Genomic DNA, 20654 nt, shown 5'->3' with positions numbered 1-20654 from the left:
TTCCTTGCTTTGACTCAGACTCGACTTATTTGTATTGGCGTGGCACAAATTGAACCTCTGGGTTCTTGTCTTTTTTACGGGCCAATTGACTGTTTTTACCCAGTAATAATTTCAACTGCCAGATTTTTTCCATACGCAGGGATTTATTCGGACGATGCTGCATGGCATCCAGTACAAATTTAGAGGCCATCAGCGCATCTGGAGAACGCTGCAGCATTTCCTCAGCCAAAGCCTGTGCTCTCGCCAATGGCTGTTGATCGACATGGGTGATCAGACCGATTTCTTTGGCATATTTGCCCTCAAAAATCCGGGCAGTCAAAGTGAGCTCTTTTGCCAGATCAATCCCAATCAGGCCTTTCAGTGAACGGCTGAGTCCCATGTCTGGCACCAGTCCCCAACGGGTTTCCATAATCGACATTTTGGTGTCAGGATGAGCAATACGTATGTCTGCGGCCAGAGCAAGCTGCATGCCGGCACCAAAACAGAAGCCCTCCATCGAAGCGATCACCGGAACTGGCAATTCCTGCCAGACCAGAAATGCTTTTTGAAACAGGCTTTGACCGGGGCGGATCAGTTCCCATGCGGCATAAGCACGATTTTTAGGATTATTTAAATCGGCCAGATCAATACCGGCACTAAAGACCTGGGCTTCACCGTTTAAAATCACACAACGGATACTTTTATCTTTTTTGATTTTCTGTGCAGTCGCGACCAGTTCGCGCAGCAGGGCAAAGCTCATGGCATTGCGTTTATCTGGGCGATTCAATGTAACCGTGGCAATGCCGTTATTTTTTTCCAAGCGTACAAGTGACATGGCATTCTTCCTTATTTTTCCTGGCTTGAGCATAGCATGCAGCCTTTGGGCTTGCATGACAGCTCAGTCACACTTCTCAAATCATGAGCTGAGCAGCTTCAGATATTTAATTTAAATGTTGTCTTAAAATTTGTTGGGCAGCCTGTTCGACCTGCTCAACCACAGCTTTAAGTTCATCAAAATATTTCAGTACATCTTGCACAAAACTTTCATCGGCCTTACGGCGTTCTTTGCGCAGGGTCGAAACGAACTGCTCAAAACCACCCGTAACCTTCTGCAAAGTCGGTGCTCCGACATAGCGGGTCGCGCCATAAAGACGATGCAGCACATGTTCAAGTTGCGGAAAATCTTCCAATTCAATCAGTTGCTGCATTTCATCAAGTTCATCCGCAAAGCTGTCCACCAGCATGCGTAACAGGTCTACCGCCAGGTCTTCCTTATTGGCTGCCAGTTGCAGGCTTTGCTGCCAGTCCAGAATATTCGGATCCAAGGCATCAATCACATTGGCACGTTCCAGTACCGGAATGCGTTTAAAATGCTCGGTGGTCCAGTGTGTCAAAATTTGGATAATCTGCTCGATCTGGATCGGCTTGGTAACATAGTCATCCATGCCATTTTGCAGCAGTTTATGTTTTTCATCAGAAAGCGCATGCGCCGTCAAAGCAATAATCGGCAGGCGGTTATGATTTTCAAAGGTCGATTCCAGCGAGCGAATGGCACGGGTGGTATCAATTCCCGACATCACCGGCATCTGGATATCCATAAAGACCAGATCAAAAGCTGGCTGTTTCTGCTCATAACGGCGCTGGATAATATCAATCGCTTCCTGTCCGCTAAGCGCTTTGGTCGTAGTGACATTCAGTTCGCCCAGCAAGGCTTCCAGAACAATCAGGTTGGGCAAATGATCATCCACGGCCAGAATATGCAGACCTTGGCCATTAAATTCTTCATGCTGTTCCTGATCAAAGATCGGCTGATTACCGAGCAGCTGAATCAGCGCGCTGCGGCTGAGAGGCTGATGCAGGGCACGGGCACGATAGTTATTAAGCATGCTCGGATCCAGCTGCATCTGATAACCATATACCGCCAGATGTCCCTGATAACGTGAACGGATTTCACGTAACAGAACTTCACTGTCACCACTATGATCGACAATCAGCCAAGTATTTTCGCTATCCTGCAAATGGTTCAGACGGCTGAACAGATCCAGAATTGATGCGCATTCAATGTGTTTGACCTGATAATTCTCGAGATACTGCCGTAGCACGTTCGCAGTTGCCGGATGTGCAAGATAAGAAATGACAGTCAATTCGCTGAAATTTGGATGCTCAATCACGTTATTTTCATCAACCAGGAACTGGGCAGTAAACCAGAACGTCGAGCCTTTTTCAGTCGGGGCACGTTCCTGATTGTCTTCAAACCCGATCTGGCCATGCATCAGGTTCACCAGCTGTTTGGAAATTGCCAGCCCGAGACCGGTACCGCCAAACTGGCGGGTCACCGAGGTATCGCCCTGAGAGAAGGATTCAAACAGTTTTTTACGGTCTGTACCACTCAGGCCAATACCGCTGTCCTGCACACTGAAATGCAGCAAACACTGATCCTTGCCATCATGTTCCATGCGAGCCCGGACAATGATTTCTCCATCCGGGGTGAATTTGATCGCATTGGAAATCAGGTTGGTCAGAATCTGCTTAAACCGCAGCGCATCACCAATGATGTGTTTTGGCACGCCGTCAGCATAATAAAAAGCCATATCAATATGTTTTTGTGCTGCCAGAGGCGACAACATGTCCATCACATCAAAGATCGCTTCTTCCAGGTCAAAAGGTGCCGTTTCCAGTTCCAGTTTGCCGGCGTCAATTTTGGAAAAATCCAGGACATCATTAATCAGTGCCAGTAAATGCGCAGAAGATTTACGGATGGTCTGCAAATACAGGCTTTGCTCGTTGCTGAGATTGCCCTGACGTAATAACAGATGAATAAAACCATCAATACTGTTCAGTGGAGTACGCAGTTCATGGGAGATATTGGCCAGAAACACAGACTTGGCCTGGTTGGCCGAGATCGCCTGGTCACGTGCCTGACGATAGGTAATATTCTGGACTTCTAAAGTATCAAGGGTGCGGCGCAAATCATCTTCGGTCTGCTCGGTATGTTCACGCAATTCCAGAAAGCTAAAATGCAGACGTTTCACCACATTGGCAATATCACGTTGCAATAAACGCAACTCTCCGGTGCTATTAATCACCATATGCTGGCCGAGGGTATCGGCATTCAGGCGTTGCAACTGCATGCGAATTTCATACATTGGCGCAATCCAGCGCCGTGAATAAAAATTCAGACAGAGAAGCAATAATAATAAGGTCAGTAATCCGGTTGCAATCAAGACAATCATTACCCGATAACGGGCAATTTCCAGAGGCTGATTATCCAGTTCAATCGCCAGCCAGCCGGGAGAAAAAGTGTTTTCATTTATTTTAAGGGCATAGACATGATTGTTCTGATACAGGATCGGACCGACAAAATTGCCGCTTTTCTCAAAATCGGGCCAGGCAGCCTTTTCCTGAAAGCCGATCCCTAAACGTTTTTTGCCATTTTCGTCCAGAACCGCTGCCCGTAACAGATGCTTTTCATTCAGCATGTTCTGCATGGCATTGTGAGCCTGGTCATATTGCCATGGATACAGATTCAAGATATCCAGTGCATATTCTGCAGTCCCTTGGAAGCGGGTCAGAATCGCGATGGCCATCTGCTTCTGCTGCGCACGTGCAGCATTTGAAGTTTCAGTCAACACCAGCATGGCGCCAACACAGGCCAAAATGGTAATCGGCACAAAAATCAGCGCAATCAGCTGTCCATAGGCATGATTTAAGTGTAAGCGTTTAAACAGCTTTTTGTTGATAGTTGACATGATTTAAGCAGTATTTTCTTTATGCCTGGCATATTAACATGCTTTAAATCTACAGTTAAAATTTAAGCACTATTTTTATAAATGTTCGGATTAGAGGCTAAAAATATAAAAGATTTGAGTCAGTTTTGCTCAAGCAGGCCTAGGGCAAGAACCCGGAACTTTCAGGGTGAATAGTGCAGGGCGGAATAGTACTTTTATCATATAAGCTGACCGCTTCATCTGAGCAGATCACAGGGAAATGTCGTGGATGACTTGATACTTGACGAGTTTTGGCGAGTTTTCTGAAAAAGCCCTGCTAAATGAGTGCAGGGAAAAGCATTTTTTCATACAATAGCCGCACCTCGATATAGGTGCAAATAATGAGTAATACCACCCCTGATTTTCAAGCAGATGAATTTTTGTTGGACCATTATGTAGGCAAAACGCCACTGGTGCGTTTGCAGCGTCTGGCAAGTCACACTCAAGCTACAGTACTCGCGAAACTCGAAGGCAATAATCCGGCAGGTTCGGTGAAAGACCGCCCGGCCTATAATATGATCATGCAGGCGGAAAAACGCGGTCAGATCAAACCGGGTGATACCCTGATTGAGGCAACGAGTGGGAATACAGGGATTGCATTGGCCATGGTGGCTGCAATGCGTGGCTATAAAATGAAGCTCATTATGCCTGCAAGCTCAAGCCAGGAACGTAAAGATGCCATGCGTGCCTATGGTGCAGAGCTGATTGAATCTGAAAGTATGGAACATGCCCGTGATTTGGCACAGCAAATGGGAAAAGACGGCATCGGTCTGGTGCTGAACCAGTTTGGTAACCCGGATAATCTGGAAGCACACTATTTGACTACGGGTCCTGAAATTTGGGAGCAAACCGGTGGCAAGATTACGCACTTTGTGAGTTCGATGGGCACGACAGGTACCATTATGGGTATTTCTAAATACCTCAAAGAACAAAACCCGAATGTGCAAATTGTCGGTTTACAACCTTCAGAAGGTTCAAATATTCCGGGTATCCGCCGTTGGCCGAAAGAGTATCTGCCTACGATTTTTGATGCCAGCCGTGTTGATGAGATCATGGATATTCCGCAGATTGAAGCAGAGAAAACTGCACGTCAACTGGCACGTCTGGAAGGAATCAGTGCAGGCGTATCTTCTGGAGGGGCAGTATGGGCATCTCTCAGAATTGCTGAACAACACCCGGATGCAGTGATTGTATGCATTGTGTGTGACCGCGGTGACCGTTACTTGTCTACAGGGTTATTCTCTGTAGAAGATACTGAATAATTTCTGAGACCTATATATGCGCTTGCCTGTTTTAACTTTCGATATTGAAACCCAAACCGATCTCAAATCAGGGGCGCATCTGTTTGGTCTGGACTTGCCTGAGGCAGATCTGGATCAGGCGCTGACCAAATTACGCCGTCAGGATTCAGGTTCGGATTTTCAGCGTTTGCCGCTGCATGAAATTGTCTGTATTTCCGGTTTATGGATCGATGAGCAGGGCATGAAGCTGTTTTCGTTTAGCCGGGAACAGCATTCTGAAGCAGAAATTTTGAAAAAATTCTTGTCAATTTTTGACAAGCGCCATCCAACTCTAGTGAGTTGGAATGGCTCACAGTTTGATTTACCAGTAATTTTATACCGTGCCATGTATCATGGGCTCTCTGCACCGAGTCTGTTCGATCAGGGCGAAATTGATACGCAAAAGCGTTATAATAACTACCAGAATCGTTACCATCATCGTCATGTTGATTTGATGGATGTGATGGCCATGTTTCATGCCCGTCATTTCCAGAAGCTGGATGATGTGGCACATTTGCTGGGTTATCCAGGCAAACGCGGTGACGGCGTTTACCGTATACCCGAATATGTCCGCAATCAGCAATGGACCGAACTGACCTCTTATTGTGAAGGGGACGTTCTGAATACCTGGCTGGTGTATATCCGCTGGCTGTTACTAAAGGGACAGCTGTTGCTGCCTGATTATCAGCATCTGGTCCAAAGTACCATCCAGTATTTGCACACCCAGCCGCAACATGCAGAGTTTTTATCAGTCTGGCGTGAAACTTCACAACGCACTGAATTTACCCAATTTGATTTCCCCATCTCCACACCCTAGGTTTTCATGAAATATCGAGCACAAGCACGTCCTACCCAGCAACCCGAGTACATTTTTCAGGTTGAAGCACTTTCACATGAAGGACGTGGCATTGCTCACTATGGTTCGCATCCGGATCATCCGCTGGAAAAACATGGCAAGAAAGTCTTTATACGCTATGCCTTGCCAGGTGAAACCGTGCGTGCCCGCATTACCCGTGAAGTCAAAAAACTTGAAGAAGCTGACAGCCTTGAATTGCTGGGCGATGCTTCTGAAATTCGCGTTGAACCCATCTGCCCGCATTTTGGGTCTTGTGGCGGCTGCAATATGCAGCATATCGCGCCAGATGCCCAGATTGAGTTGAAACAGAATGTCTTAAAGTCACATTTACAGCATTTTGCTGGAATCCAGCCTGAGCAATGGTTGCCCCCCTTACGTTCACAACGTGAAGATTATCGCCGCAAGGCCCGAATCGGTGTGCGTTATCTGCCTTCCAAAAAACAGCTGGTGGTGGGCTTTCGTGAGAACCAGTCCAACAAACTGATCCCAATTGATCGCTGCATGATTCTGGATCGCGAGTTTGGTTCGGTTACGCGTCTTAAACAATTACTGCAAGGTCTTAACGGTAAGGCGGACATCGGTCATATAGAATTGGCGATGGGAGATCAAGAGATCGCACTGCTGGTGCGCGAAACTGCAAAATTATCTGCAGAAGATGTCAACCAATTGCGAGAATTTACGTTACAGAAAGGTTGGCAACTGTATGTTCAGCCTGCCGCTAAAGATGGGCTGTTGCGTATAGATCAGCCAGAGGACGCTGCACGCTTACACTATGGTCTTGATGACTTTGATGTAAAATTCGGTTTTAATCCACTGGACTTTACTCAGGTGAACTCAAGTATCAATCCGCAAATGGTGCGATTGGCATGTGATTTGCTACAACTGCAACAGGGAGAGCGGGTTTTAGATCTGTTCTGTGGATTAGGAAACTTTTCGTTGCCGCTTGCGCGCTGTGTTGGTGCATCGGGTCAAGTGATTGCAGTAGAGGGAAGTGAGGAAATGGTTCGACGTGGTGCAGAAAATGCCAAAAACAATGGTATTGCACAAATATCGTTCTATTCACAAGATTTAACCAAAGATTTTTCGCACCATGCTTGGGCAAATCAAGGTTTTGATGCATTATTAATCGACCCGCCACGTGCCGGCGCAGAAGAAGTAATGCACTATATTCCTAAGTTTGGAGCAAAAAGAATCGTTTATGTGTCATGTAATCCTGCGACTCTGGCCAGAGATGCAGGACTATTGGCACAACAGGGCTATCGTCTCACCCAGGCGGGAGTGATGGATATGTTTACACATACTGGACATGTGGAATCAATCGCATTGTTCGAAAAAGAAAATCAAATAAACGATTAAAGAAATGATGTTTTTAAAAGTAGGAGAAGGGTATGGTCACAGTACGTGAGCAACTCCCTGGACGACTTAATGAGTTGTCGCAGGAGACGACTGTAGAACATGCCGAACAAGCACACCAGGATCTGACTGAATGGTTGGATCGGGTTCGTGGCATATTAGATGGCGCACCTTTAACGCAGCTCGAAGAAGTCGCCCACTTAACATTAGAAAGAGAGCTGCAAAGTACGGTCCAGCACCGCTCCAATACCTTTTATACCGGTATTGAGATGGCGGATATTCTAGCTCATCTGCATGTAGATGAAGATACTTTGTCCGCAGCCATGCTGTATCGTGCTGTTCGTGAAGGCGTCATGCCACTCGGTGAAGTACTGGAAAAGTTCGGCGAACAGGTGCATAGTCTGGTCAAAGGTACGCTTGCCATGGGTAAGCTGTCCGAGCTGATCGAAAAAAATAAGCGTCTGGAAGATCATTTTAACAATAACCAGCGCGAGCATCTGTCTGGCATTTACAAAATGCTGATCTCTGTCACCGAAGATGTGCGTGTCGTTCTGGTCAAGCTGGCCGAACGTACCTATGCCTTGCGTGAACTGGCCAATTCCTCGCGTGAGCGTCAGGAACGGGTTGCCCGAGAAATTCTGACCATTTACTCGCCACTGGCACACCGTTTAGGTATTGCCCAGCTAAAATGGGAGCTGGAAGATCTGGCTTTCCGTTATCTTGCGCCGGAACGTTATAAAGAAATTGCTTCCTTACTGAATGAAAAGCGTCTCGAGCGTGAACAGTATATTCAGTTTGTGATTGAAAAATTACGCAATGAATTGTCCGAGCATGGCATTGAAGCCGAAATTAACGGCCGGGTGAAGCACATTTATTCGATTTATCGGAAAATGAAAAGCAAGAACCTGAGCTTTGACCAGCTCTATGATATTCGTGCTTTACGGGTACTGGTGAAAAGTGTGCCGGAGTGTTACCACACTTTAGGTATTGTGCATCAGATCTGGCGCCACATTCCGCATCAGTTTGACGACTATATTACCAATCCGAAAGCCAATGGCTATCGCTCCCTGCATACTGCGGTCATTGCCGAGAACAAGTCACTTGAAGTGCAGATTCGTACCCATGCAATGCATGAGGAAGCTGAACTTGGAGTATGTTCACACTTTAATTATAAAGAAGGTGCAAAAACCACAGATCGCTCCTTTAACCATCGTCTGCATTCCTTGCGTGCGGTGCTTGAGCATTATCAAGAACGTAATGAAAGCAGTGCACATAAAGAATCTGAAGATGAAATAGAGAATTTTGAACATATTCAAGATTTCGAAGGTTTTGAAAAGATCTATGTGTTTAGCCGTGATGGTGATATCAAAGAGCTGCCGCGTGATTCGACGGTGCTGGACTTTGCTTATCATGTGCATACCGAAGTCGGGAACAAGTGCTATGCCGCACGGGTAAATCAGCGCTATGTGCCGCTGACCTATACTTTGAAAACTGGTGAACAGGTCGAGATTCTGACCAAAAAAGACCGGGAACCGAACCGAGACTGGCTGGTTAATTCGCTGGGTTATATCAAAACTGCCCGTGCGCGGGACAAGCTGCGCCACTGGTTCCGCCAGCAAGATCGCAGCAAGAATCTGGAAGTTGGCCGTGAAGTACTGAACAAGGAACTATCACGTCTGGCAATTCACCCGAAATCGATTGATCTGAATGATTATTGTAGTCACTTCAATGTCAAAACTGGCGATGACATTCTGGTCAATCTGGTCAATGGTGATATCAGCCTGCATGCCCTGATTAATCAGGTGAACCGTCACATGCATCTGGATCAGGATGAGCCTGAGCTGGTGCTGAAACCTGCCCTGAACCCGCGTGCCAGTCATACGCTGTCAGCGCACGGTATTCTGATTGATGGTCTGGATAACGTGGAATTGCATATTGCCCAATGTTGCCAACCCGTGCATGGCGAATCGATTGCCGGCTATATCACTTTGAATCGGGGGGTTAGCATCCATAAGGTCGCTTGTCCGGACTATGTGCGTATGATTTCTCAAGAGCCTGAACGTGCGGTAGAAGCAGACTGGGAAATGCAGCCAACCCGTGGTCAGAGCGTACAGATTGTGGTGGAAGCTTATGATCGACGCGGCTTGCTGAAGGATCTGACCCAAGTCATTTTCTCGGATCAGATCAACATCCGTCAGGTCAATACCATTTCGGAGGCGGACGGTATTGCCAATATGAAGCTGTTGATTGAAGTCAAAGGTCTGGCACAACTTTCCAAACTTTTGGCCCGTCTTGAACAACAACCGGGAATTATCAGTGCACGTCGTCTGGTGCAAGGTACTTAATTTCCATTATGTAAGTTTAAAAAGCCTGCAATTCAATTGCGGGCTTTTTTATTGTAATCTAACTAAATCATATGCATAAAAAATAGACCAGCAGACCGAGATGAGTGTGACTGAAATATTTGAACGTAGACGGAATAACTTGGCCAAGGTCATTGATCTGTTGATCGAGACGCAGCAATTTAAAACTGGCAAAGAGATCTGTGAGCATTTCGGCTTGTCTGCGTCATATATCGCACAATTACTGAATAGCAAACGCCAGATCGGCGAGAAAGCAGCAAGAGAGTTGGAGCAACAACTGGGTCTCAATGCTTTAATCCTGGACCAGTCAGCTGAACCCAAAGTAGAGTTATCTCCACTTTCAGAGCACGGCAGACTATTTCAGATGCAGGTGGTGCAACAGCAGGCATTCGCACTTATTCCTATAGATTCAGCGCTCTCATTCAATCTGGATATTTTTCATCTGCAAGTACAGCATTACGCGATTCAGGTAGCAGGACCGTATTATGTCCCCAGCTTAAAACCGGGCTGGTGGCTGATCTGTGACAAACAGGTAGAGGTGTCCGGATCGGATATTCTTTGTGTGTATCTGCTCAATGGCTTGCAACTTGTTTTGCAACTGGTCAGTGATGCTCAGGATTATTATGAATTTCAAAGTCTGGATGAACACCGACAGGTGATTTTCCAAAAAACTGATATTGAGAAAATTCATCCCGTCATTGCGATTCTTCCCACGGCCAGTATGTTCAAATAGCAGAAATAATTCAGCCCATCATAAGACGGGCTGAACGATGAACATGCAAATAGAACTGATTATGGAATCGGGTTCTCGTCTTCAAATTCTGGCTTCACCTGAACAATAAAGTCCTGACGGTTTAGACCACGCCACAAGGCAAAGGCCGTACCGATATAGATGGACGAATAGGTCCCGACAAAGACACCGACAAACATCGCGATCGAGAACCATTTCAGACCATCACCGCCTATCAGCATCATGGCAAGCACCACCAGCAATAAGGTCATGGAAGTATGAATGGTACGACGCAAGGTTTCAGTCAGGGCGATGTTGACAATTTCGACCGGTTCTGCACCACGAATTTTACGGAAGTTCTCACGGATACGGTCAGAGACCACGATATTATCGTTGAGCGAGAAACCGATGATCGCTAGGAGTGCTGCAAGTACAGTCAGGTCAAATGGCCACTGCATCATCGCAAAAATCCCAAGGGTGACGATAATGTCATGGAATAGCGACAATACTGCACCCATGGCCAGTTTGAACTCAAAGCGGATGGTGACATAGACCAGCATCAGCAGGAGCGCCAGTGCTACAGCACCAGCAGAACGCACATAAAGCTCGTTACCTACCTGACCACCGACGACATCGACCTTTGGTACTTCTGCCGGATTATTTGGCAATTGAGCCGCTGCTGTAACCGCTAGAGTCAAGTCTTCAGCTTCGATATCGTCTTGTACGGGCATACGCACCATCAGATCACGTTCTGAACCGAGGGTTTGAACCACGGCATCATTAAAACCGGCTTTGCTGAGTGCTTGGGAAACCTGTTCCGGTTTGACCGGATTGGCATAATTCAGTTCAGCTGCCACACCACCGGTAAAGTCCAGACCGAGGTTTAGACCTTTGGTGGCAATAAAGAAGATACTCGCAACCGTTAAGAGGATTGAAAACAATGCCGCAGGCATTGCAATCTTCATAAACGGGATAATGCGTTCGTCTTCCGGGCGACCATACTGTTTTTGATCCAGTTGAGTATTTTCAGTCATCATTGATCTCCTTAAATGCTCAACTTTTTCAAGTTACGTTTTTTGCCATAAATGATCTGTACGATTGCACGTGTTACTGTAATGGCAGTAAACATTGAGCAGACAATACCAATCATTAAGGTCACGGCAAAGCCTTTGATCGGACCTGTACCAATCGCGAACAGAATGAACGCTACCAGGAAGGTGGTCAAGTTCGAGTCAAAAATGGTGTTATAGGCCCGGTCATAACCGGCCACAATCGCCTGTTTTGGCGAAGCTCCCCATTTCATTTCTTCGCGTATTCGCTCACAGATCAGTACGTTGGCATCGACCGCCATACCAATGGTAATCACAATACCGGCAATACCCGGCAAGGTCAGGGAAGCACCAATCCAGGACATGACAGTCAGAATCATGGCCAGGTTGAATATTAGGGCAAAGTTGGCAATCAGGCCAAATACGCGGAAGAACACCACCATCCAGATGGCAACCAAGAGGAAACCGATCTGAGTTGAAAGCACCCCTTTGTCGATATTCTCTTGACCCAGACTTGGACCAATCACACGTTCTTCAACAAAGTACATTGGCGCAGCCAACGCACCTGCACGAAGCATTAATGCAAGTTCAGCCGCTTCCTGTGGCGAGTCCAGACCGGTAATACGGAACTGAGAGCCTAATACCGCCTGAATGGTCGCAGCATTAATCACGACAGCTTCAGTATATGGCGTACGGACTTCAGTTTGAGTGCCAGTTGCCGGGTCTTCCACATAGTTAATGCGCTGTTTGTTTTCGATGAACAGCACTGCCATACGTTTACCAACCGCATTACGGGTCGCATCCGACATCAGCTTGCCGCCTGCGCTGTCCAGCGTAATGTTCACTTCTGCACCGCCAGTGTCCTGGCTAAAACCACTGGATGCATTTTGAACACGTTCACCAGTTAAAATACGGTTACGGTTCAGAAGCAGCTGACGACCACTGTCCAGTGATTCATAGGCAAAGACTTCTGTGCCTGGTGGCAATGCACCTGTAGCCTGACCGGTATATGGATCGATGTATTGATCATTTAGGTCAGATACCAGACGGAACTCGAGATTCGCGGTACGGCCCAGGACACGTTTCGCTTCAGCTGTATCCTGCACACCCGGAAGCTCAACCACAATACGGTTACTGCCTTGGGTTTGAACCAGTGCTTCAGCCACCCCTAACTCGTTAATACGGTTACGTAAGGTGGTTAAGTTCTGGTTGACTGCATAAGATTCAATTTCTTGCTTACGCACATCGGTATAGTTCAGACGTAAGGTCGAACCGGTACTGGTTGCAACAGCCTGCTGGGTAAACTCATTGCCGTTACGGCGCAAGAAGTCCATCACTGCAGCACGATCATCATTGTTGGCAAACTGCATCACAATGGTGTTGTTGCTTAAAGTCAGGCTATTAAATTTCAGGTTGTTATCACGTAACTGACGACGGAGATCCGTCGCAGAGGTTTCCATACGCTGGGCAATGGCCTTGTCCATATCCACTTCAAGCAAGAAGTGAACACCACCACGTAAATCCAGACCAAGCTTCATTGGCTTGGCACCAATTTTTTGCAGCCATTCTGGGGTGGTTGGGGCGAGGTTAAGTGCAACCACGTACTCATCACCTAAACCACGACGTAAAGCTTCTTTGGCTTTAAGTTGCGCTTCACTTGAATCTACACGTAATAGGGCCGCATTGTTGCTAAAGCTATTGTCATGAGTGGCAATATTTTCAGTTTTTAAAATTTGCTCTGCTTTTTGTACGATGCTTGCATCAATTTGAGTACCGGCTTTGGCACCCGAAATCTGTACAGCAGGTTCATCTGGATACAAACTTGGCAGGGCATATAAAGTACTGATCACCAGAACAACCAGGATCAGTACATATTTCCATGCTGGGTAACGCATTCGTTTTCTTCTTAAAATGAAAAAGTCGTGCGAGGGCACGACTATTTTTGATTAAAGGTTATTTAAAGTGCCTTCAGGTAGAACTGAGATTACACTTGCACGTTGAACTTTGACTTCTACACCGCGGCTCAATTCAACCACTGCGAAGTCACCTTCAATCTTGGTGATCTTGCCCATTAATCCGCCTGCAAATACTACTTCACTGCCAACGCCCAGACTTTCAACCAAAGCACGGTGTTCTTTGGCACGTTTAGATTGAGGACGCCAGATCAAGAAATAGAAGATTGCAATAAAAACAGCAATCATCAAAAGGTTCGCTATCATGCTTGGTTGTTGTGCAGCTTCACCTGCAGCGTGAGCAGTCGAAATAAAAAGGCTCATTACATTTTCCTAAAATAAAAAAACTGGTGATCAACTGGATAATAAATTGACATATTCCTGCAATTTACATTGTCTTTTTCCTCAGCGCAAATGCTGATGGATTAATCTTGCGGACAAGGTGGCACTTCCAGACCACGGCGGGTATAAAAGTCATGGACAAATTCGTCAAATGTGCCGTTGTCTAATGCATCACGCATGGCTTCAGTCAAACGTAGGTAATAGCGCAGATTATGAATCGTACCGAGCATCGAGCCGAGCATTTCCCCACATTTCTCAAGATGGAATAAATAGGCACGGGTAAAGTTCTGGCAGGTATAGCAGTCGCAATGCGGATCGAGTGGACTCTGGTCATGACGGTATTTACTGTTACGGATTCGCACCAAGCCGTCTGTCACAAAATAGTGACCGTTACGTGCATTTCGGGTTGGCATTACGCAGTCAAACATATCGACACCACGACGCACCGCTTCCACAATATCTTCAGGCTTGCCGACGCCCATCAAATAACGCGGTTTGTCTGCAGGCATTTTTTCTGGAAGATAATCCAGTACCTTGATCATTTCCTCTTTTGGTTCGCCCACGGACAGACCACCAATCGCATAACCATCAAAGTCGATTTCTAGCAGGCCTTTTAAAGATTCATCACGTAAATCTTCATACATACCGCCTTGAATAATCCCAAACAGCGCATTACGGTTTTTCAGCACGTCATGATGCTGGGTTTTACAGCGTTTCGCCCAGCGCAAAGACAGCTGCAACGATTTTTGCGCTTCTTCATGTGTGGCCGGATAGGGTGTGCATTCATCAAAAATCATCACAATGTCAGAGTTCAGCGTGTGCTGAATATCCATTGAAATTTCAGGAGATAAAAATACTTTTGAACCGTCGATTGGTGAACGGAAGGTTACGCCTTCTTCTTTGATTTTACGCATTGCGCCCAGACTGAAAACCTGGAAGCCGCCTGAATCGGTCAGAATAGGATTGTTCCACTTCATGAATTCATGCAGGCCGCCATGTTCACGAATCACATCAAGGCCTGGACGTAAATACAAATGGAAGGTGTTGCCCAGAATGACCTGAGACTTGATCTCTTTGACATCACGCGGCAACATGCCTTTGACCGTACCATAAGTACCGACTGGCATGAACATTGGGGTTTCTACTACACCATGTTCAAGCGTCAAACGACCACGACGGGCACGACCGGATTGCGCTAACTTTTCAAACTTCATAGGAGTTCCACATCAAGGCGAAAAAACAGTTCGCTGATTGTTCAATGTAAAGGGCGCTATTTTCCTTGATTCTTATGCTAAACGCCAGCATTGTAGAGCATTCGCTCTGTAATTTTATTTATCGATTAATAAATGAAAGATCAGGTGAAATGCGTAAGTTCGCAGAAAGCTGCGATAAAGAGCACATAATCTCTTCCCGGATCGAGGGTGCTGCTCATTCAGTGAAAGTTCGGACGGTAATCAAAATTCTGGGTCACACTTTGATCGCGGAAAGGGCGTACCACTTTTTTTCTGAGCAGCATATTGTTAATGATGTTGTGCGGAAAAATCTGGATCTGGTTATTAAACAGCTCGACATTACGATTATAAATGGTAATCGCAGCACCGACATTTTCATTCTGTTCTTCAATTTCAGCCATCATCTTCAGATAAATATCATTGGCTTTCAGCTCCGGATAATTTTCAATCACCACATTCAGGCTATGCATCAGCTGTTTATTCAGGCTTTCAATGCGCTGTAACTGTCCAATGTCAGCATCCTTGATATTCAGGTTCATGATGTTTTGACGCAGCTCGGTCACTTTTTCTAGCGTGCCTTTTTCGAAACTCGAGTATTGTTCAACCAGTGGTTGCAGCCCGTCCAGAATTTTCAGTTTTTGCCGTTCATAACTGGCAACATCTGACCAGGCCCGAATCGTGGCGTTATGATGACGGACAATACTGTTGCGGATCATGATAATGGCAACAATCACCAGAATCGGAATAATGACAAAAACAACAAATCCCATAAAAGCAGTCCCCAGAAAAATAATTATTTTAAAAACTGAACCAAGTCAGTTTGTAGTTTTTCCAATTCTACTAATTTAAACGTTCTCAGGTGTCCACGCAATGCAGAAATATCTTGGATATTTTGCTTGCGTTCAGGCGCATTAAAAATGTCATGTGGCCCTAAATAGCACAGCACACGTTGTTGGGGATGAAAAATAAGATCGCCTTCACGGTATTGGAAAAATTGACTTAATCGGAGCACAAAACCTGGACTAAGCTGTTTTGCCATTTGCATGGGATCTGTGCCATAAAATTTTAAACGCTGATTGGTGCGTATATCACTGCTATGCCAAGGATGGCGATAAGGTGAGGGGAAGGGACGTCTTGATGTGCTAATGGCAAGCCCTTGCACAGAGACATCAAAGACAAATGCACCCCACAAATTTTTATGTTGTTCAATGAGTTTGACGGTATTGCCATTTTTATCAATGGTTTTAATTTCATCTACATAGTGGTATTCAAACAACAAGACTTGGTGTTCTTGTTCATTTTCATCTAACCATGTGGTACTGGCATAACGTGAGATGTCATTGCGTAATGAGCCACGTTCAAAAACAGGAAAAAGGCGTTTTAAATTGCCAATAAATTGCCGAGGATTAAGTGGCATTGAAATATGTTGTGGCTGTTGTTGAAAGTGGAGATTATATTTATGTGTCAGCACACGTTCTTCTAAATAATCAATTACATCATTGATGTAGTGCTCCTGCTCATAAATCAGATAGGCCCAAAACAACATGCCAAAACCCAAGGCAAAATTGCATTGCAGCCAGAAATTGTGCGGTGCAATGATAAGGCTGAATACTTGCATCAAACCAAAGAGTGCCAAGAACCACGGTAGGGTGTTTTCAAATTTTAGAGAAATTGAGCCTTGCCATGGATGCAAGCCATTAAGAATGTCCTGATGGCTTTTGGCATCACTCGATAAGTGCCACAGCCGATCGATATTTTTAAACACCACTGCATTTTTCTTGCGGCGAATATGAATGGACTGCTGTACAGACTCGATCGGCATGGGCAATAGCTCTCAGTTATTTCACCTGATCAATCAGCATGGCATCGCCATAACTGAAGAAGCGATACTTGCTGTCTACCGCATGCTTGTAAGCATCCAGAATATTGTCACGGTTAGATAAGGCAGATACCAGCATTAACAGGGTTGATTCTGGAAGATGGAAGTTGGTAATCAAACGATCGACGACTTTGAACTGATAACCCGGATAGATGAAAATCTGGGTATCACCGGTCCAGCCTTTGAGTTCACCGCCATTGGCCTGAGCTGCACTTTCAGTTGCGCGTGTGGCTGTGGTACCTACAGCAATCACTTTATTGCCACGTTCTTTGGTGGCTTTAATCAGCTCCATAGATGCATCAGACACTTGGCACCATTCGCTGTGCATGATGTGATTTTCAATATCGCTGGTGCGCACCGGTAAAAATGTACCTGCGCCAACATGCAAGGTTACGAAAGTTTTTTGAATGCCTTTTTCTCCCAGCTTTTTCAATAAATCTTCGTCAAAGTGCAATGATGCGGTCGGGGCGGCAACACTGGCAATTTTAGTCGGGTCGTTAAAGACAGTTTGATAGCGTTCTGTATCAATTGCCTCTGCTTCACGGTTAAAGTAAGGTGGAATAGGCAGGGCGCCGTATTGATCCAGCACATCTAGAATCGGTTGAGAAAATTCAACAATAAACAGGTTTTCATGACGGCCTTGTACGGTTACTGTCACTGCATCGGGTCCGATAAATAGTTCTGCACCTGCTTTAGGTGAGTTGCTAGCTTTGATATGACAGTGTGCAATGAACTGATCCATCATACGTTCAACAAGAACTTCGACTGCACCCCCTGAGGCACGTTTACCTTTGAGGCGGGCTTTCATCACTTTAGTATCGTTTAGTACCAATAAGTCGCCTTCATTCAGTAAATCGAGAATGTCAGTAAACTGATGGTCATGATATTGGCCTTGGGCATCGAGGTGAAGCAGACGGGAGGCACTACGGGTTTCCAGTGGATAACGAGCAATCAGCTCATCGGGGAGATCAAAATTAAAATCAGAAAGTTGCATGATGATTTACGCTAAAAAAACTGCGGCTAGTATAAACTTTTTTCTTTTTTATGGCGGGAATTGCTCGATTTTAATACGAAAAAATGCCATTTGTTTTAAAATTAAACAAATGTAAATATTCTGCGTTGACAGTGCTGAGAAATCGCGTATTATACCTTTCATCCACTCCCGAGGTGGTGAAATTGGTAGACGCGGCGGACTCAAAATCCGCTGTCAGAGATGACGTGTCGGTTCGAGTCCGACCCTCGGGACCAAAATTCTAAAAAACCCCAAGCATATTCAGTCTTGGGGTTTTTTATTGTCTGAAATTTATAAAAATTAAAATGATGCATCATTTCAACTGTACCTTTTAAATTTTTTGTGCTTTGGAATATCCGATTACTTTGGCAAATAAGTACCTGCATGAATCGCTAGGTGAAAAACTAAAGATATAAAAAACCGGCCCAAGGACCGGTTTTTTATATCATCTTCAAGCTTTCATGCGATTACGCAGCAAAAGACTCAAGGATTGAGTTTAATGTAGCGCTTGGACGCATTACTGCACCCACTTTCGCTGGATCTACTGCGTAGTAACCACCGATGTCTACAGATTTACCTTGAACTTCATTCAGCTCAGCAATAATCTTCGCTTCGTTGTCAGCAAGTGCTTGTGCAATCGGCGCAAATTTCGCTTTAAGTTCAGCATCTTCGTCTTGAGCAGCCAGTGCTTCAGCCCAGAATTTAGCAAGGTAGAAATGGCTGCCACGGTTGTCTAGTTCACCAGTACGGCGTGAAGGAGACTTGTCGTTGTCAAGAAGTTGACCTGTTGCCTGGTCAAGTGTCTTCGCAAGAAGTTTCGCACGTGCGTTGTCTTCTTTGATGCCAAGCTCTTCAAGAGATACAGCAAGAGCCAAGAACTCACCTAAAGAATCCCAACGTAAGTGGTTTTCTTCTACAAGCTGTTGTACGTGTTTAGGCGCAGAACCGCCTGCACCTGTTTCGTACATGCCGCCACCAGCCATCAAAGGCACGATAGAAAGCATTTTCGCAGAAGTGCCCAGTTCCATAATTGGGAACAGGTCTGTCAGGTAGTCACGCAGGATGTTACCGGTTACAGAAATGGTATCCAGGCCACGCGCAACACGCTCAAGTGTGTAACGCATCGCACGTACTTGAGACATGATCTGGATGTCCAGACCGTCTGTATCGTGATCTTTCAAGTAAGTTTGAACTTTCTTGATCAATTCGTTTTCATGTGGACGGTACGGGTCTAACCAGAAGATTGCTGGCATGCCAGAGTTACGTGCACGCGTTACAGCAAGTTTCACCCAGTCGCGGATCGGTGCGTCTTTCACCTGACACATACGCCAGATGTCGCCTTGCTCCACGTTTTGAGACATCAATACTTCGCCAGTTTCAAGGTCAGTGATGTTTGCAACACCCGCTGCCGGAATTTCGAAAGTCTTGTCGTGTGAACCGTATTCTTCAGCTTTTTGAGCCATCAAACCAACGTTAGGCACAGTACCCATCGTACGTGGGTCGAAATTGCCGTTCCACTTACAGAAGTTGATCATTTCCTGGTAAATACGCGCGAATGTAGATTCAGGCATTACCGCTTTACAGTCATAAGGCTTGCCATCGGCACCCCACATTTTACCGCCAGTACGGATCATTGCAGGCATAGATGCATCTACAATAACGTCGTTTGGAGAATGGAAGTTGGTGATGCCTTTTGCTGAGTCAACCATCGCAAGAGCAGGACGGTGTTCTTGACACGCATGTAAATCTTCGATGATTTCTTCACGTAAAGAAGTCGGAAGCGTTTCGATTTTTTCGTAAAGACCCGCCATACCGTTGTTTACGTTAATGCCGAGTTCGTCGAATAATTTCGCATGCTTTTCGAAAGCGTCTTTGTAGTAAATCTTCACACAGTGACCGAATACGATCGGGTGTGAAACTTTCATCATGGTCGCTTTAACGTGTAAAGAGAACAAGATGCCAGCTTCTTTACAATCTTCTAATTCTTTTTCATAGAAGTCGCAAAGTGCTTTTTTGCTCATGAACATTGAGTCGATGATTTCGCCGTCTAGAAGCGCAACTTTTGGCTTAAGAACGATGGTTTCACCAGAGGTAGTGATCAATTCCATTTTCACATTGCGTGCACGGTCTAAAGTCATTGACTTTTCACCATGGTAGAAGTCACCTTCTTGCATGTGAGAAACGTGAGTTTGTGACCAAGGCTTCCATTCACCCATAGAATGTGGGTGTTTTTTCGCGTAGTTTTTAACTGCAGCTGGTGCACGACGGTCAGAGTTACCTTCACGTAGAACAGGGTTAACTGCTGAACCTAAACATTTGCTGTAACGTACTTTAAGTGCCTGTTCTTCTTCAGTTGCCGGATTCTCAGGATAGTCAGGAATCGCATAGCCTTTCGATTGAAGTTCTTTGATACAAGCAGTCAGCTGCGCAACTGACGCACTGATATTCGGGAGTTTGATAATGTTCGTGTCTGGATCTTGTGTAAGACGACCTAGTTCTGCGAGGTTGTCAGTTACCTTTTGCTCATCGCTGAGATAGTCAGAGAATTCTGCGAGCACACGTGCAGCTACAGAGATGTCAGTTTTAACAATCTCTACACCAGCAGGCTTAGTAAAGGTCTCAATGATCGGCAGCAGTGAGTAAGTCGCCAGTAGTGGCGCCTCATCAGTCAGTGTGTAAATAATTTGTGACTTTCCACCAGCCATATATAGCCCCTTGCGTTGGATTGAGTTTCTGAGGCCCGAACTTTTGGCTCAGCCTCGTTGAACCGATTTGCTTAAATAAAAACATTGAGAGTATCGTCCTTCAGCGCTTTTCAGTCAACGAAATATGCTTTCATATTGAAATTCGGGCGAAAATT

At 45.6% G+C, this 20654-nt stretch carries 15 protein-coding genes and 1 tRNA gene; 6 read left to right on the top strand and 10 right to left on the bottom strand.

Going from position 1 to position 20654, the window contains the following annotated elements; genetic code table 11:
• Positions 1–25: 25 nt before the first annotated feature.
• Positions 26–814, bottom strand: a complete 789-nt coding sequence (locus VXP95_RS10680) for a crotonase/enoyl-CoA hydratase family protein (protein ID WP_416706153.1) — start codon at positions 812–814, stop codon at positions 26–28.
• Between the two features lie 106 nt (positions 815–920).
• The gene (locus VXP95_RS10675) at positions 921–3728 is read right to left on the bottom strand and encodes an ATP-binding protein (RefSeq protein WP_416706152.1); all 2808 of its coding nucleotides are present in this window, start codon (positions 3726–3728) and stop codon (positions 921–923) included.
• 359 nt (positions 3729–4087) lie between these two features.
• On the opposite strand from VXP95_RS10675, the gene cysM reads away from it, so the two are divergent.
• From cysM to VXP95_RS10650, 5 genes are all read left to right on the top strand, one after another.
• The gene (gene cysM / locus VXP95_RS10670; RefSeq protein ID WP_064101887.1) at positions 4088–5008 is read left to right on the top strand and encodes a cysteine synthase CysM; all 921 of its coding nucleotides are present in this window, start codon (positions 4088–4090) and stop codon (positions 5006–5008) included.
• Between the two features lie 16 nt (positions 5009–5024).
• Positions 5025–5843 carry a 3'-5' exonuclease gene (locus VXP95_RS10665; protein ID WP_144725082.1) on the top strand — a complete coding sequence of 273 codons (819 nt, stop codon included), beginning with the start codon at positions 5025–5027 and terminating at the stop codon, positions 5841–5843.
• A 6-nt stretch (positions 5844–5849) separates the two neighbouring features.
• Positions 5850–7238, top strand: a complete 1389-nt coding sequence (rlmD, locus tag VXP95_RS10660; protein WP_416681903.1) for a 23S rRNA (uracil(1939)-C(5))-methyltransferase RlmD — start codon at positions 5850–5852, stop codon at positions 7236–7238.
• Positions 7239–7270: 32 nt separating this feature from the next.
• The gene (locus tag VXP95_RS10655) at positions 7271–9580 is read left to right on the top strand and encodes a RelA/SpoT family protein (RefSeq protein WP_064095207.1); all 2310 of its coding nucleotides are present in this window, start codon (positions 7271–7273) and stop codon (positions 9578–9580) included.
• A gap of 100 nt (positions 9581–9680) precedes the next feature.
• The gene (locus VXP95_RS10650) at positions 9681–10331 is read left to right on the top strand and encodes a hypothetical protein (RefSeq protein WP_416706151.1); all 651 of its coding nucleotides are present in this window, start codon (positions 9681–9683) and stop codon (positions 10329–10331) included.
• A 59-nt stretch (positions 10332–10390) separates the two neighbouring features.
• Here the strand turns inward: VXP95_RS10650 and secF are convergent, their stop codons facing one another.
• From secF to queA, 7 genes are all read right to left on the bottom strand, one after another.
• Positions 10391–11365 (bottom strand): protein translocase subunit SecF, encoded by a 975-nt coding sequence (secF, locus tag VXP95_RS10645; protein WP_171254909.1) that lies wholly within the window; start codon positions 11363–11365, stop codon positions 10391–10393.
• Between the two features lie 8 nt (positions 11366–11373).
• Complete coding sequence (gene secD, locus VXP95_RS10640; protein WP_064095204.1) at positions 11374–13272, bottom strand: protein translocase subunit SecD; 1899 nt, start codon at positions 13270–13272, stop codon at positions 11374–11376.
• A 51-nt stretch (positions 13273–13323) separates the two neighbouring features.
• Positions 13324–13653, bottom strand: coding sequence for a preprotein translocase subunit YajC (gene yajC, locus VXP95_RS10635; protein ID WP_064095203.1), 330 nt, complete (start codon positions 13651–13653; stop codon positions 13324–13326).
• A gap of 101 nt (positions 13654–13754) precedes the next feature.
• On the bottom strand, positions 13755–14885 hold the full coding sequence (gene tgt, locus VXP95_RS10630) for a tRNA guanosine(34) transglycosylase Tgt (protein ID WP_064101890.1): 1131 nt from the start codon (positions 14883–14885) through the stop codon (positions 13755–13757).
• A 218-nt stretch (positions 14886–15103) separates the two neighbouring features.
• A complete protein-coding gene (locus VXP95_RS10625; RefSeq protein ID WP_144725074.1) occupies positions 15104–15673 on the bottom strand; it encodes a LemA family protein in 570 nt (189 codons plus the stop codon).
• 23 nt (positions 15674–15696) lie between these two features.
• Positions 15697–16725 carry a hypothetical protein gene (locus tag VXP95_RS10620; RefSeq protein WP_416681908.1) on the bottom strand — a complete coding sequence of 343 codons (1029 nt, stop codon included), beginning with the start codon at positions 16723–16725 and terminating at the stop codon, positions 15697–15699.
• A gap of 16 nt (positions 16726–16741) precedes the next feature.
• Entirely contained in the window at positions 16742–17776 is a 1035-nt protein-coding gene (gene queA / locus VXP95_RS10615) for a tRNA preQ1(34) S-adenosylmethionine ribosyltransferase-isomerase QueA (RefSeq protein ID WP_064095199.1), read from the bottom strand.
• 167 nt (positions 17777–17943) lie between these two features.
• On the opposite strand from queA, the gene VXP95_RS10610 reads away from it, so the two are divergent.
• Positions 17944–18030, top strand: a tRNA-Leu gene (locus tag VXP95_RS10610).
• 231 nt (positions 18031–18261) lie between these two features.
• On the opposite strand, the gene VXP95_RS10605 is transcribed toward VXP95_RS10610, so the two are convergent.
• Positions 18262–20499, bottom strand: a complete 2238-nt coding sequence (locus VXP95_RS10605) for an NADP-dependent isocitrate dehydrogenase (protein ID WP_064095198.1) — start codon at positions 20497–20499, stop codon at positions 18262–18264.
• Between the last annotated feature and the right edge of the window lie 155 nt (positions 20500–20654).

Source organism: Acinetobacter sp. 226 (genome assembly GCF_048147925.1).
Taxonomy (GTDB): domain Bacteria; phylum Pseudomonadota; class Gammaproteobacteria; order Pseudomonadales; family Moraxellaceae; genus Acinetobacter; species Acinetobacter pecorum.
The sequence above is the reverse complement of the archived record's forward strand: the minus strand, read 5'-3'. Positions and strand labels throughout refer to the sequence as shown.